Raw genomic sequence first — 14102 nt, 5'->3', positions numbered from 1 at the left:
TCAGTTTTTGAACCGGCCCGATTTCGGGAATCCATTGGGCGGCACCTTACCAGACTGCCCCCGTGCCCCGAGCCAATAGGAAAGATCGCGCTCGACCCGCTGTTTTTCCCCGGACATCCAGCTCAACCCATGCGCCAGCGTAAGCACCATGATATCCCGTGGCGCACCGCCCTTGTTCAGGATCACGCCAGCCCCACGGGCCATTTCCGGTACCTGTTCCAGCGGGAAAACCAGCAGTTTCCGGCTCTCGCTGATCACCGCGACATGATCACCTTCTGCCGGAACACAGAAAGCGGCTTCCTCACCCGGCTTGACGTTCAGCGCCTGACGCCCGGTGCGCTTCTCCGCCAGCAGATCGGCCCCACGGATCACGAAACCACGCCCCGCTGAAGAGACCAGCAGGTAGCGTGCCTCCTCCTTCGGGACCAGCATGGTAATAACGTCATCCTCATTGCCGAAACCGGCCAGCAGACGCACAGGCTGGCCGTCACCACGCCCACGCGGCAGATCGGCGGCTTTCAGCGTATAGGCCTTGCCATTGGTGGCCAGCAGACAGAGCCGGTCCGTAGTTTCGCAGGGCAGAGCAAAACGCAGGGCATCGCCTTCCTTGAAACGAAGCTCGGCCGTATCCGCGATATGGCCTTTCAATGCCCGCATCCAGCCCTTTTCGGACAGGATAACGGTGATCGGCTCCCTCTCCACAAAGGCTTCGGCTGCAACCTCGACCGTGGCGGGGGGGCCTGCAATATCCGTGCGGCGATCACCCAGCTTGCCACTGCCGAACTGATCCCGGACCGCTGCCACTTCATGGGCAATGCGTTTCCAACGCAGAGGTTCACTCTTCAGCAGCGCATCCAGATCCTTGCGTTCCTTGCTGAGTTTGGCGTGTTCACGCCTGATTTCCATTTCCTCCAGCTTGCGCAGGGAGCGGAGGCGCATATTCAGCACACTTTCCGCCTGCATATCGGTCAGGGAAAATGCCGTGATCAACGCAGCTTTCGGCTCGTCTTCCTCCCGCACGATGCGAATAACCTCATCGAGGTTGAGGTAGACCAGCAGAAAGCCATCCAGAATTTCAAGACGCCGGTCGATAGCGGCCAAACGATGGGTGGAACGGCGGATCAGCACTTCATGCCGATGATCCAGCCATTGCCGCAGAACCTCCTTCACCCCCATCACACGGGGCGTGCGGGTGGCGTCCAGCACGTTCATGTTCAGCGGAAAACGGCTTTCCAGCGCGGTGGCACGGAACATCGTCTCCATCAGCACATCGGGGGCGATGGTACGGGATTTAGGTTCCAGCACGATACGGACGGTTTCGGTGCTTTCATCACGAATATCGGCGAGCAGAGGCAGCTTTTTCTCCTCCATCAGTGCCGCCACCTGCTCGATCAGCCGGGCCTTCTGCACCTGATAGGGAATTTCGGTGATGATGATACGCCAACTGCCGAGACGACCCTCTTCCTTGTGCCAGCGTGCCCGGACGCGGAAGCCACCCCGCCCGCTCTCGTAGGCCTGAAGCATCGCGGCACGATCTTCCACCAGAATACCGCCGGTCGGAAAATCCGGGCCTTTCAAATGGTCCAGCAGTGTCGCCGTATCGGCCTGCGGGTTCTCGATCAGCGCCAGAGCGGCATCACAGACCTGCCCGGCATTATGGGGGGGGATCGACGTTGCCATACCAACCGCAATCCCTGCCGCCCCATTGGCAAGCAGATTAGGAAAAGCAGCGGGCAGCACGGCCGGTTCGACTTCTTCAGCATTGTAGGTCGGGCGGAGATCAACCGCATCGTCATCAATGCCTTCCAGCATGGTGCGGGCGACTTCGGTCAGTCGGGCCTCGGTATAGCGATAGGCTGCCGCCCCATCGCCATCGATATTGCCGAAATTGCCCTGCCCATCGACCAGCGGATAGCGGGAGGCGAAATCCTGGGCCAGACGCACCAAAGCCTCATAAGCCGCGGAATCGCCGTGAGGATGATATTTACCGATTACATCCCCGACGATACGGGCGCATTTCTTGAACCCGGCATCGGGATCAAGCCGCAGCTGATGCATCGCGTAAATCAGCCGCCGATGCACAGGCTTCAGCCCATCACGGACATCCGGCAGGGAACGCGCCATAATGGTGGACAGTGCATACGCCAGATATCGCTCCGACAAGGCATCCGCCAGCCTGGTATCCTCGACCCGGCCTATCATGTCGTCAGGCATGTTCACGTTCCGTTTCCGTCAGCGCCGAGATACGGTCGTATAGCGACATGCGCGCCGGGGGAAGAGGCCGATGCCGGGTTCCGAACACATCCCGCGATAAAAAATACCCGGTCAGCCGTAATCCGTCCCGCCAGGCGACCGGGTCACTGTCGGTTTCCGCCTGATGCAACAGGAAAGCCGGTAGCGGCAAAAGCCGGTCCAGCCATGGCTCTGCCGCGTCTGATGAGACAGCCCGTCCAGTACGCGGCGAGACGTAATGCAAACCGCTTACCTGCCCCGTTACAGCACAACGCTGAAGATCGAGACCGTAGCCAAGCTCCCGCAGCAAGATCGCTTCCCATCGTATGGTATCCTCAACCACCTGCCCACCGCCAAGCGAGAGGCGTGTCAGCAAACCGGGCAAGGGTATAAAAGCAGCTGGATGAGCCTCCCGGTCCGGCAATGCGCCTTCCGCGACGGTGCAGAGGGACCGCAGCACGGCAAGATTAAGGGGATCATCCATAGCCAGCGCGGCAGCGGGATGAATCAGCTCCGCCGTCAGGGAGCCAAGCTGATCGGCCAACCTTGCCGTCCAACGTGCCATAACGAGGTTGCCCGGCTGCCAGATACCGCCGCGCTGCCGTGATGTACCACCACGGACCAGTCCTCGGTACAGTCCTTGATCCTCGGAAAAGACCGCAGCCAGGCAGTCTGCCTCACCGTAAGGCTGGGCACTCAGCACGATACAGGGCGCCGTCCATTCCATCAGGCCATCCCCTCTCTCTCAACCGGAGAGACAATCAGCCCGGATCTTCGAGGCCAATCGCACGCAGCCGGGCAGTTTCCTCATCCCAGCCCGCGCGTTCCTTCACATTGAGAAACAGATGCACCGGCCGATCCAGCAGAGCCGACAATTCCTGCCGCGCCCGTGCGCCAATCTGTTTGATGCGGCTGCCCCCCGCACCGATCAGGATTGCCTTATGGCCGGGCCGCGCCACATAAACTGTCGCCTCAATCCGGGCGGAGCCGTCGGGACGCTCCTGAAACGCCTCCGTCTCAACCGTGGCGGAATACGGGATTTCCTCATGGGTTTGCAGGAAAATCTGCTCGCGCACGATCTCGGCGGCCAGCAGACGATCCGGCAGATCGGTCAGATCATCATCCGGATATAGATGCGGGCCAGGTGGCATGGCCTCGGCCAGCGCTGTCAGCAGCATGTCCAGCCCATCCCGCTTCGCCGCGCTGATGAAGAAGGTTTCCTCGAATTTGGCCAGACCGCTCAACTCCTGTGCCAGCGGGAGCAGGCTCGGCGCGGGAACCAGATCAACCTTGTTCAGCACAAGCCAGGTGCGCCGGTTGCCCAGACGCTCGATAATCGCCCGCACATCCTCGGTCAGACCCGCACGGGCATCGACCATCAAGAGACCGAGATCGGCATCCTGAACCCCGGTCCATGCCGCGGCAACCATGGCCCGATCCAGACGACGACGCGGCGTGAAGATACCGGGCGTATCCACCATCAAAATCTGAGAGGTCTCTCCGGCTTCCGTCTGGTGCATGGCGATGCCGAGAACACGAAAGCGGGTCGTCTGCGCCTTAGGCGAGACGATCGACACTTTGGCACCGGTCAGTGCATTGACCAAGGTCGATTTACCCGCGTTCGGCGCACCCAGCAGAGCGGCGTAACCGCACCGTGTCTTGCCAGAGCCGCCCAGCCTGTTTTCGGCAGAGAATGTCCCTTCATGGAGGTCTGACCGGGTGGGATCAGGGGGGCTCATATCGTCTGCACTCTCTTTACCGCCGCTCATCCGTTCCGATCCCGATCTGGTCCTGTCTTGTCCTGTATCCGGCCCAGCAAATCCTGCGCCGCCAGTTGCTCGGCAGCACGCTTGCTGCCCGCCTGCCCCTGCCCGACATGATCATTTACCAAAACCTCCACCCAGAATACCGGGTTATGCGGCGGTCCCTCGCGACGTGCCAGACGATAGGTGGGCAGAGGAAGGCCAAGACCCTGCGCCCATTCCTGCAAAGCTGTTTTGGCATCTTTCGGCGGCTCTGTCTGCCGCTGCATCACCGGTTCCCAATGACGCCGGATAAACTGCCGCACCGGGTCCAGCCCCGCATCCAGATAAAGCGCGCCGATCAGAGCCTCCATCGCATCGGACAAAACAGTTGCCAGTTTGCGGACACCGGCCTTTGCCTCACCGGGCGCCACGGACAGGATTTGCGGCAGCCCGGATTGCTCGGCGATCCCGGCCAGAACCGGCTGGGATACCAGATGCGCCAAACGGCGACCTAATTCGCCTTCCTGCTCCAGCGGAAAACGCTCCACCAGCCATTCGGCCACCACCAGTCCCAAGACCCGGTCGCCAACGAATTCCAGCCGCTCATTGGACCCGGCGCCACGCGGCAAGCTCTGCCCCGTTTGGCCATGCATTATTTTGACGGCGGAGCGATGTGTCAGAGCCTCGGCCAACAGATCACGACGGGCAAAGCGATGGCTCAGCAGAGCCTCAGCAGCCTCCAGAGAACGGTCCGCGATCCCGGCATATTTCGACTGACTGGCTGGTGTCGTGGTCATGGACGCCTCATCTGAACCGACCGCACGGCGTTCAGTGGATGCTTCTGAACAAACGGTTCCAGCGGATTTCCAACGGCCATTCCCAAACCTGATACCAGGGGGCGGTTGCATGCACGGAGAAGAAAATAAACTCCGCACGGCCAATCAGGTTTTCTATCGGCACAAATCCGACCACCGACATGACCCGACTGTCCTGACTGTTATCCCGATTATCCCCCATCGCAAAGAAATGCCCGGCCGGGACTTTGAATTCCGGTGTATTATCGAGCATTTCATGATCCGAGCGTTTCAGGATCAAATGATCCACCCCGCCTTGCCCGCTCGCACCGGGTAAATCCTCGACATATAATTTGTCTTCCTCCGGTACCGGAGAGCTGCCCTCACCCTCAATGGTGTAAACGCCATGTTCCTTGCGAGGAACCTCCGTGCCATTGATGAACAGGTGGCCCTCGCGCATCTGCACCGTATCACCCGGCAGCCCTATCACACGCTTGATATAGCTGGTCGAGGTATCGGTCGGCAGGCGGAACACCACAACATCCCCGCGATGCGGCAGGCTGCCGAAAATGCGCCCGGAAAAAAGATCGGGCGCAAATGGCAGCGAGAAGTGCGAGTACCCGTAAGCATATTTGGAGACGAACAGATAATCACCGACCTGCAATGTCGGGATCATCGATCCGGAGGGAATATTAAATGGCTCGAAAAGAAAAGTCCGAAAACCAATGGCAATGAGAGCTGCGTAGACGATCACGACTACATTGCTCCAGAAGCCGGATTTGCGTTCTGACATCGTTATGGTTGTCCGGATATTATTGTAAGCCGCATGGATAGGGCGCAAGGGATGCCGGGCGCCTCCCCGCCTGTCAAGGCAGCCCCCGGCCACCCGTGAGAGAGGTCGGAAGAGGCACAGCCGAAATCACCACCTGCGCATAGGCGTACGGGTATTCATCCGTCATCGTCAGCAGGACCTGCGCCCCCATACCGGACGGGGTAATAGCACTCAGCCTTGCCGCCGCCCCGCCTGTCAGACGCAGTGTCGGCTGGCCGGAAGACAGGTTGACGACCGCAAGATCAGACATGAACACGCCCCCGGCAAAACCGGTGCCAAGTGCCTTGGCGCAGGCTTCCTTGGCCGCGAAACGCTTGGCATAGGTTCCCATGCGCATGCGGCCATTACGGCGTTCGGCCTTGGCCCTCTCTGCCGTGGTAAAAACCCTGCTCAGAAACCGCTCGCCATGGCGCTCCAGCACTGTTTCGATGCGTCGGATGTCACAGATATCCGAGCCAATGCCGATGATCATGCCATCATCATCCGTGTATTCAACTCCGTGCACGCTCGACCTGTGTGATGCTCGACGCAGCACGCAGACCCGCAATCACATGAGAAAGATGGCGTACATCACGCACATTCACATCAATCAGAATTTCAAAAAAATCCTGCTGTCGATTAACGATTTTTAAATTCATTACCGCCCCGTCCTGCTTGGCGATGGCGTTGGTGATATTGGCCAGAGCATTTCCCTCATTGGAGGCGATCACACTGATGCGTCCCGTATAAAGATCTCCGCGCTTGCCCTCATTGCTACGTTCCATCATGGCACTGTCCCAGTCCACATCAATGAAACGCTCAGGCGTGGACGCAAAACTTTCCAGCGTCGGGCAGTCCCGCGTATGGATGGTCACACCCTTGCCGGTGGCGACGATGCCGACAATGCGATCCCCCGGCAGAGGATGGCAGCATCCGGCATAATGAACCGCCATCCCGGAGACCAGGCCGGTAATAGCCATACCGCTCTCTGCACGACCAGCCGGACGGGAGGACGGACGCGGCGGCAGGCCATGCAACATACGCGGCGCACGCGCAGCGGGCCGCAATTCCGGATAGGCGGCATGCACCACCTCCTTCGGCCCGATATTGCCGTTACCGACAGCGATATACAGGTCTTCCAGAGTAGGCTGCTTCAGCGTTTTCAGGGCTGTATCAAGCACCTTCTCGCTACCATCCAACCCTTCCTGCCGGAAGGCCTTAGCCAACATGGCACGGCCTTCATCCACATGCAGTTGCTTCTGTTGCTGATGCACATAGCGACGGATGCGCGCCCGTGCCTTGCCGGTGACGCAGAAGCGTTCCCATTGCGGGCTGGGGGTGCCGCCACGGGCCGTCAGAATTTCGACCTGATCACCATTCTGCAATTCGTGCCGCAGCGGCAGCAAACGGCCATTCACGCGCGCGCCTACGCAGGTATCACCAATCTGACTATGCACAGCATAGGCAAAATCGACCGGGGTCGCCCCGCGTGGCAACTGGATCAATTGGCCTTTCGGGGTAAAGCAGAAAACCTGATCCTGATATAATTCGAGCTTAGTATTCTCGAGAAACTCATCAGGAGCTGCGGAATTATCAAGAATTTCGAGCAGATCCTGCACCCAGCGGAAACGCTGCACTTCGCTGGGCAGCATCTCCTGCCCGTCTTTATAGGCCCAGTGCGCGGCCACGCCGTTATCCGCGACGTCATCCATATCGCGGGTGCGTATCTGCACCTCGATCTTCTGGTTGCGCGGCTCCCGCAGGGTGACGCCGGTGTGCAGGCTTTGATAGCCGTTTGCCTTGGGGGTGGAGATATAATCCTTGAACCGTCCGGCAATCACCGGATAGGTCGCGTGCACCGCCCCCAGCGCGGCATAACAATCCGCCCGCGTCGGCACAACGATGCGGAACGCCATGATGTCGGATAACTGCTCAAACGCCACACTGCGGCGCTGCATTTTTTCCCAGATCGAGAACGGGGATTTTTCCCGTCCCGTGACCTCGATCACCGTGACGCCATGATCCTCGCACACACGGCGAAGCTCGGCCTTCACTTCCTCGATCACATCGGCCCCACGGCCACGCAGGAAGTTCAGCCGCGCCATGATGGTGTCGTAAGCTTCGGTCTCAAGCTGTGCGAAGGCCAGAGTCTGAAGCTCGGTCTTCACCTCCTCCATACCGATGCGGTCGGCGAGAGGGGCATAGATTTCCATTGTCTCGCGGCTGATACGCTGGCGGCGCGCGTCGGAGCGCACGAAATGCAGGGTCCGCATATTGTGCAGCCGGTCCGCGAGCTTGACCAGCAGCACGCGGATATCCTTACTCATGGCCAGAACGAGCTTACGGAAATTTTCCGCCTGCTTGGTGCGATCGGACTGGAGTTCCAACCGGGTCAGCTTGGTCACGCCATCGACCAGACCGGCGATTTCAGCCCCGAAACGCTCCTCGATCTGGGCAAGGCTTAGCTGTGTATCCTCAATCGTGTCATGCAGCAGGCCAGTGATGATGCTGCCGACATCCAACCGATATCCGGCCAGAATATCGGCCACTGCCAGCGGATGCGTGATATAGGGATCGCCATTGTCGCGTACCTGCTGCCCATGCGCGCGCATCGCGAGCACATAGGCGGCGTCGATCAGATCCGTATCAGCATTGGGGGCATAACTGAGGACTTTTTCGGTCAGCTCGAACTGCCGCACGATACGGGGACGGGCCGGCTGCCCCACCTCACCCGCCACGCCGTCAGGAAGGCGCGTCAGGCGGCTGAAAAAGCCGGCTCCCATGCTCTGCGTCATTCTGTGGCCCCGCTCTGGCCCAGGCCGGACGAGACTCCGTACGACTCAGGACACCCGTTGAACGTTTATTATAAGGGTGTCCCTTGCACGCGGCGCAATGATTTCAGCGAATCAGGCGTCAATAATGCCCGCAATCATCCCATCAATCAGCGACGACGACCGCCAAGTTCGGCCTCAATCGCAGCTTCCATCTCATCGGATGAGAGATCGACCGCACCGGAATGAGCTTCTTCCTCGGCAGAAACATCCTGCAGGCCAAAGATATTTTGCTCGGTTGGGATCAGGTCTAGCACTTCTTCATCCGCGGGTTCCGGCTCAGGTGCGCGGGAAAGTGACTTCATCAGATCCTGATGCAATCCAGTAGTGGTCACCGTCTCATCAGCAATTTCACGCAGTGCGACCACCGGGTTCTTATCGTTGTCCCGATCAATGGTCAGTTCCTCGCCGCGGCTGATGCAGCGGGCACGATGCGCGGCCAGCAGAACCAGCTCGAACCGATTGGGCACCTTTTCGACGCAATCTTCAACGGTGACGCGCGCCATGCGGCGACCTCCCAAAACACAAATTTACTGAAGCGAAGGATCACCTATAAAGCAGCCTCCCTCCCCAAGCAACCGGAGCTGGCATCTGCTCACGCGGATCAGCCTTTCCGCTGGAACGGATCAGTCAGAATCAGCCGGTCTTATTCCCTGTGGCGGCAACGCATCCAGCAGATCATCCACCGTTTTACCCCTGACGGGATCAATCCAGTCTGGACACACATCCCGCAGCGGTGTCAGGACAAAAGCACGCTCTGCCGCCCTTGGATGCGGCAGAATAGGATCAGGGGCGGATCTGACCACTCCATCCATATCGATAATATCAAGATCAAGTGTGCGGGGAGCATTGGGAACCGTACGGACACGGCCATTGCGTGCTTCAATCTCCTGCAACCAGGCCAGAAGAAGCTCAGGATCGATTTCACCGGACAGACGGGCTACACCATTCACGTAATCAGGCTGACCGGAAGGCGGCATCGGCGCCGTCAGATACCAACGAGAGCAGGCTTCCAGAGTCAGACCGGGCAACTCGCCCAGCCGTGCCACCGCCTGACGGCAGGTTTCAATGGCTGGCATGCCATCTGAATTCGGCAGATTTGCCCCGATTGCTATTAAAATCATTTTTATATGCTCATCAAATCGCCGTATACTGCAGGCTTGTGCATTGTAAATGCCCTTCATTGTCGTTTAAAGATCAGCATAGCATCGATGCATGGCAAAGATTCCGCCAAGCGGCTGAACCTCATCACGCCGTTTTATAAGCCAAGGATATTCAAGAGTATGCATTTCCTACCGACCGAGAGAATAGCGCTCTTTATAGATGGCGCTAACCTCTATTCGGCATCCCGGAACCTAGGCTTTGAGGTCGACTATCGCAATTTGCTGTCAACTTTCCGCAGTCGTTCTCAACTTGTGCGTGCATACTATTACTCAGCTGTTCTTGAAACGGAAGAATATTCTCCCCTCAAGCCGTTGACAGACTGGCTTGCTTATAACGGCTATAATCTGGTTACCAAGCCGGCCAGAGAATTCACGGATTCCTCCGGTCGCCGCCGAATCAAAGGCAATATGGATATCGAGCTGGCCGTCGATATGATGGAAATCGCCGACCGGATTGATCATGCCGTCTTGTTCAGCGGCGATGCTGATTTCCGACGCGTGGTCGAAGCCGTGCAACGGAAGGGCGTGCGGGTTTCCGTTGTTTCCTCCATCCGAACCTCCCCCCCTATGATTGCCGACGATCTGCGTCGTCAGGCTGATGAATTTCTGGAGCTTGCCGATATCGCCACCTTCTTCACACGGCGACAGATGGAGCCGCGTGCAAGGGCACCCCGTCCCAGCGGCAGCGGAAACGAAGAACGCAGCGAAGCTTAACACCACGGCCCGAACTGAGGCTCCACCTAAATTGGGGTCTGACGCCTCTTCTTCCTGTTGCGCGTAGGACCATGTTATCTGACTGACTGGTCCATCATATCCGTCGAAAGGAGGATTCGTGCAGCGTCGTGCCCTGATGAAAGGCTCTGCCTCTCTTACAATGCTTGCCGCCCTCGGCAGCCCTTCCAATCCCGCCGCAGCCGAATCAGCTCCTCACCAGGCCGCTTCCACCCCGTTCGATGCATCAACTGTGCGCCGGATTGCGCAGGAACTGAGCCGGAAGCCCTATCAGGCCCCCGACACCAATCTACCGGCTGCCGTCAGCAAGCTGAGCTGGGACCAGTGGCGTGGCATTCGCTTTCAGAAAGACCGTGCGCTGTGGCGGAACGACAATCTGCCGTTTCGTGTGGAACTGATCCATCGCGGATACCTGTTCGAGCAAAAGGTCGAGATCAATGAGGTCTCGGATGGGCAGTCGCGTCCTGTCGGGTTCAACCCCGACCTGTTCGAATATGAAGATCAGAAACTGCGCGTGACCGGCAACCTGGGTTTCGCCGGGTTCCGCATTCATGCCCCGATCAACCGCCCGGATTATTATGATGAATTCGTGGTGTTTCTGGGGGCAAGTTATTTCCGTGCCGTCGCAAAAGGCCAGGTTTACGGTCTTTCAGCCCGTGGTCTGGCAATCGGCACCGGCAATCCCAAAGGCGAGGAATTCGCCGCCTTCCGCACTTTCTGGCTGGAAAAGCCGCGCCCGGACAGCCACAGCATCGTCGTTCATGCGCTGCTTGACACACGCAGTACCACAGGGGCTTACCGCTTTACCATCCATCCGGGTGATACAACGGTGTTTGATGTGGAAAGCACCCTTTATCCCCGCGTCGATATCACCGAACCCGGTCTGGCGACCATGACCAGCATGTTCGATTTCGACTTCGACGACCGTGAAGGCGTCGATGACTGGCGACCAGCGGCGCATGATAGCGAAGGTCTGTCAATCTGGGTCGGCAATGGGGATCAGATCTGGCGTCCTCTGGTGAACCCCCGCGATCTTCAGTTCAGTGCCTTTGCCGATGGCAATACACGCGGCTTCGGGTTGATGCAGCGGAAGCGTGCCTTTGCCGATTATCAGGATCTCTCCCTCCGCTATGAAAAGCGCCCCAGCCTGTGGATCGAAACCATCGGTGACTGGGGACAGGGATCGATCGATCTGGTCGAAATCCCTACCCCGAACGAGGTAAACGACAATATCGTCAGCTTCTGGCGGCCCAAGGAAAAACTGGCTGCCAAGGGCGAGTATAACTTCACCTATCGCATGCATTGGGGCTGGGATACGCCCTGGCCCACCAAGCTGGCGCGGGTTGCCGATACACGTTCCGGCCTGGCCGATGACAAGCAGGGTCGCGAATATGTGATCGACTTCACCGGCGATACGGTCAAATCCCTCACCACAGCCCAGCCGCCGAATGTGGAGGTGCATGCCTCTGCCGGACAGATCCGAAATATCTTCTCCGAACCCAATCCGGATATTGGCGGTTGGCGGGTCGGTTTTGAACTGGCCCCCGGTGGTGAAAAACTGGTCGAGGTCACCGCCAGATTATCCAAGGATAATCAGCCCCTGACCGAAAACTGGATGTTCCGTTGGACGCCGTGATCATGTCGGCAACCGGCTTGCCCCCTTTTCTCCCGACAGAATCCTCCATGGATATGCCGGTGCAACGGCTGGACGCGGCCCCAACCGGCCCTCTGGTCGGGCAAAGGCCACTGAGCGCACCGCGTGGTCTGGCGCTGCGACGTGTGTTCGTTTTTCTCGGCACAGTGCTGCTGACCATTGGCGCGGCCTATGAGATGAATCGCGTCCTGAATGCCAGCGTCACAACCACACTCGGTGTCGTGCTGGTCGTGCTGTTCGTGATTCTGTTCGCCTGGATCGCATTGTCTTTCATGAGTGCGCTGGGTGGTTTCGCCTCCATGCTGGGCCGCAATGGCGGGCTGGGGCTGGGCGTACATCGTGATGGATCTTTGCCGGAGCTCCACCATCGCACCGCCATTCTGATGCCCTGCTATAATGAAAGCCCGGCCCGCGTGACCGCTGGCCTGCAGGGAATTTATGAAAGCCTTCAGGCCACCGGACGTATGGCGGCTTTCGATGTTTTTATCCTGAGCGACACGACCGACCCTGACGTGTGGATTGAGGAGGAACAGGCTTTTCTGGCCCTGCGCCAACGAGTGGGCGGCGGCGAAAACATCTACTATCGCCGCCGCGCCAAAAACATCGAGCGCAAGGCTGGCAATATCAGTGAATGGGTGCGCCGCTGGGGCGGTGCATACCGTCAGATGCTGGTGCTGGATGCCGACAGTGTGATGGAAGGCGACACCATCGTCCGCATGACCGCCGCCATGGAGCAGCATGACGGCATCGGGCTGATCCAGACGCTGCCCGTGATTGTCAATGGCCGCACTCTTTTTGCCCGCATGCAGCAATTTGCGGGCAGGGTCTATGGTCCGCTGATCGCTCATGGCATTGCCTGGTGGCATGGCTCCGAAGGCAATTACTGGGGCCATAATGCGGTGATCCGCACCAAGGCCTTTGCTGAACAGGCAGGACTACCGCATCTGAGCGGTCGCAAACCCTTTGGCGGCCATGTACTGAGCCATGATTTTGTCGAAGCGGCGCTGATGCGGCGCGGCGGCTGGGCCATTCACATGCTGCCCGCTCTGGCCGGAAGCTATGAGGAAAGCCCGCCTTCCCTGACCGACATCGCCATTCGTGACCGTCGCTGGTGTCAGGGGAATCTTCAGCACGCCAAGATTCTGCCTGCCCGTGGTCTGCACTGGATCAGCCGGGTGCATATGGCGATGGGGATCGGCTCCTATATCACGGCACCTTTATGGTTGCTGTTTCTGGTGCTGGGCATCCTGATCTCCCTCGAGAGTATTTTCGTGCGGCCAGAGTATTTCCCGCATCAGGGACGGGCTCTGTTTCCTCACTGGCCTTCCGTGGACCCTGTGCTTGCCATGTATGTGTTCATCGGCACCATGGGATTACTGCTGGCCCCCAAAGTTCTGGGTTGCATCGTCACCATGCTGCATGGTTCCGAGCGACGGGGCTGCGGTGGGGCTATCCGTCTGGTCCTCAGTATGCTGATCGAGACGGTCATTGGCGGTCTGATCGCCCCGATTGCCATGCTGATCCAGTCAATGGGTGTTGCCTCCATTCTCGCCGGGCGGGATAGCGGCTGGAACGCACAGAGACGGGATGATGGCAGCATTCCGCTGCGCGCGGTTATTGAGACATACTGGCAGCATACCGTCTTCGGGCTGGTGCTGGGCGGTGCAGCCATGCTCGTCTCCTTCCCGCTTTTTCTGTGGATGACGCCGGTTGTGGTAGGCATGGCATTGGCCATCCCCCTTGTCAGCCTGACCGGAAACCGCGCCGCCGGGCTGGCTCTGCGTCGGCTGGGCCTGCTGCTGATCCCCGAGGAATGCAATCCTCCTCGTGCTCTGGTTCGCGCCGGAGAGATCTATCATTCCCTTGCCGATGCTCCGGAGATGGAAGCTGTCATCCGTCTTCGTACCGACCAGACCCTGCTGGCCGCACATCGGGCAATGCTGCCACCCCCGCGCCGACCGCGTGCTGACCCCGTTGACGCCAACATCCTGGTGGCCCGCGTCAAAATTGCGGAGGCCGATACACTGACACACGCTCTCTCCTCCCTCAATCGAGCAGAGAAAAGCGCTGCTTTGAATGATGCCGACGCTCTGGATGGCCTGGTTTCCCTGCCGGATCTCCAGTCCTGAACCATATCCGT

At 59.0% G+C, this 14102-nt stretch carries 12 protein-coding genes; 3 read left to right on the top strand and 9 right to left on the bottom strand.

Features of this window, described 5'->3' with window-relative positions; all coding sequences use genetic code 11:
• The 9 genes from parC to folK form a co-directional block, all read right to left on the bottom strand.
• Nucleotides 1-2214 (bottom strand): DNA topoisomerase IV subunit A, encoded by a 2214-nt coding sequence (gene parC, locus GbCGDNIH6_RS05140; protein WP_072563078.1) that lies wholly within the window; start codon nt 2212-2214, stop codon nt 1-3.
• Nucleotides 2207-2959 carry a DNA repair protein RecO gene (gene recO / locus GbCGDNIH6_RS05135; RefSeq protein ID WP_072563077.1) on the bottom strand — a complete coding sequence of 251 codons (753 nt, stop codon included), beginning with the start codon at nt 2957-2959 and terminating at the stop codon, nt 2207-2209. The genes parC and recO overlap by 8 nt, the downstream gene beginning before the upstream one ends.
• A gap of 34 nt (nt 2960-2993) precedes the next feature.
• Nucleotides 2994-3971 (bottom strand): GTPase Era, encoded by a 978-nt coding sequence (gene era, locus GbCGDNIH6_RS05130; RefSeq protein ID WP_232449983.1) that lies wholly within the window; start codon nt 3969-3971, stop codon nt 2994-2996.
• A gap of 26 nt (nt 3972-3997) precedes the next feature.
• Entirely contained in the window at nt 3998-4774 is a 777-nt protein-coding gene (gene rnc / locus GbCGDNIH6_RS05125; RefSeq protein ID WP_072563076.1) for a ribonuclease III, read from the bottom strand.
• A 31-nt stretch (nt 4775-4805) separates the two neighbouring features.
• Nucleotides 4806-5564, bottom strand: a complete 759-nt coding sequence (lepB, locus tag GbCGDNIH6_RS05120) for a signal peptidase I (RefSeq protein WP_072563075.1) — start codon at nt 5562-5564, stop codon at nt 4806-4808.
• Nucleotides 5565-5637: 73 nt separating this feature from the next.
• Nucleotides 5638-6075 carry a holo-ACP synthase gene (acpS, locus tag GbCGDNIH6_RS05115; RefSeq protein WP_072564377.1) on the bottom strand — a complete coding sequence of 146 codons (438 nt, stop codon included), beginning with the start codon at nt 6073-6075 and terminating at the stop codon, nt 5638-5640.
• Between the two features lie 19 nt (nt 6076-6094).
• Nucleotides 6095-8377 carry a RelA/SpoT family protein gene (locus GbCGDNIH6_RS05110; RefSeq protein ID WP_095413387.1) on the bottom strand — a complete coding sequence of 761 codons (2283 nt, stop codon included), beginning with the start codon at nt 8375-8377 and terminating at the stop codon, nt 6095-6097.
• Between the two features lie 146 nt (nt 8378-8523).
• Nucleotides 8524-8919 carry a DNA-directed RNA polymerase subunit omega gene (rpoZ, locus tag GbCGDNIH6_RS05105; protein ID WP_072563074.1) on the bottom strand — a complete coding sequence of 132 codons (396 nt, stop codon included), beginning with the start codon at nt 8917-8919 and terminating at the stop codon, nt 8524-8526.
• A gap of 120 nt (nt 8920-9039) precedes the next feature.
• Nucleotides 9040-9537 (bottom strand): 2-amino-4-hydroxy-6-hydroxymethyldihydropteridine diphosphokinase, encoded by a 498-nt coding sequence (folK, locus tag GbCGDNIH6_RS05100; protein ID WP_072564375.1) that lies wholly within the window; start codon nt 9535-9537, stop codon nt 9040-9042.
• Between the two features lie 159 nt (nt 9538-9696).
• On the opposite strand from folK, the gene GbCGDNIH6_RS05095 reads away from it, so the two are divergent.
• From GbCGDNIH6_RS05095 to mdoH, 3 genes are all read left to right on the top strand, one after another.
• The gene (locus GbCGDNIH6_RS05095; RefSeq protein WP_072564374.1) at nt 9697-10290 is read left to right on the top strand and encodes a LabA-like NYN domain-containing protein; all 594 of its coding nucleotides are present in this window, start codon (nt 9697-9699) and stop codon (nt 10288-10290) included.
• A gap of 136 nt (nt 10291-10426) precedes the next feature.
• Nucleotides 10427-11944: an OpgD/OpgG family glucan biosynthesis protein gene (locus GbCGDNIH6_RS05090; RefSeq protein WP_072564373.1), complete on the top strand. Its 1518-nt coding sequence runs from the start codon at nt 10427-10429 to the stop codon at nt 11942-11944.
• 2 nt (nt 11945-11946) lie between these two features.
• Nucleotides 11947-14091, top strand: a complete 2145-nt coding sequence (gene mdoH / locus GbCGDNIH6_RS05085; RefSeq protein ID WP_072563073.1) for a glucans biosynthesis glucosyltransferase MdoH — start codon at nt 11947-11949, stop codon at nt 14089-14091.
• Nucleotides 14092-14102 lie beyond the last annotated feature (11 nt).

This window comes from Granulibacter bethesdensis (assembly GCF_001889525.1).
GTDB classification, from domain to species: Bacteria; Pseudomonadota; Alphaproteobacteria; order Acetobacterales; family Acetobacteraceae; genus Granulibacter; species Granulibacter bethesdensis_C.
This window is presented reverse-complemented; position numbering and strand designations above follow the sequence as displayed.

Coding starts and splice junctions, on each gene's coding strand:
- parC (WP_072563078.1), bottom strand. CDS start 2,214: ATGCCTGACGACATGATAGGCCGGGTCGAGGATACCAGGCTGGCGGAT.
- recO (WP_072563077.1), bottom strand. CDS start 2,959: ATGGAATGGACGGCGCCCTGTATCGTGCTGAGTGCCCAGCCTTACGGT.
- era (WP_232449983.1), bottom strand. CDS start 3,971: ATGAGCCCCCCTGATCCCACCCGGTCAGACCTCCATGAAGGGACATTC.
- rnc (WP_072563076.1), bottom strand. CDS start 4,774: ATGACCACGACACCAGCCAGTCAGTCGAAATATGCCGGGATCGCGGAC.
- lepB (WP_072563075.1), bottom strand. CDS start 5,564: ATGTCAGAACGCAAATCCGGCTTCTGGAGCAATGTAGTCGTGATCGTC.
- acpS (WP_072564377.1), bottom strand. CDS start 6,075: ATGATCATCGGCATTGGCTCGGATATCTGTGACATCCGACGCATCGAA.
- GbCGDNIH6_RS05110 (WP_095413387.1), bottom strand. CDS start 8,377: ATGACGCAGAGCATGGGAGCCGGCTTTTTCAGCCGCCTGACGCGCCTT.
- rpoZ (WP_072563074.1), bottom strand. CDS start 8,919: ATGGCGCGCGTCACCGTTGAAGATTGCGTCGAAAAGGTGCCCAATCGG.
- folK (WP_072564375.1), bottom strand. CDS start 9,537: ATGATTTTAATAGCAATCGGGGCAAATCTGCCGAATTCAGATGGCATG.
- GbCGDNIH6_RS05095 (WP_072564374.1), top strand. CDS start 9,697: ATGCATTTCCTACCGACCGAGAGAATAGCGCTCTTTATAGATGGCGCT.
- GbCGDNIH6_RS05090 (WP_072564373.1), top strand. CDS start 10,427: ATGAAAGGCTCTGCCTCTCTTACAATGCTTGCCGCCCTCGGCAGCCCT.
- mdoH (WP_072563073.1), top strand. CDS start 11,947: ATGTCGGCAACCGGCTTGCCCCCTTTTCTCCCGACAGAATCCTCCATG.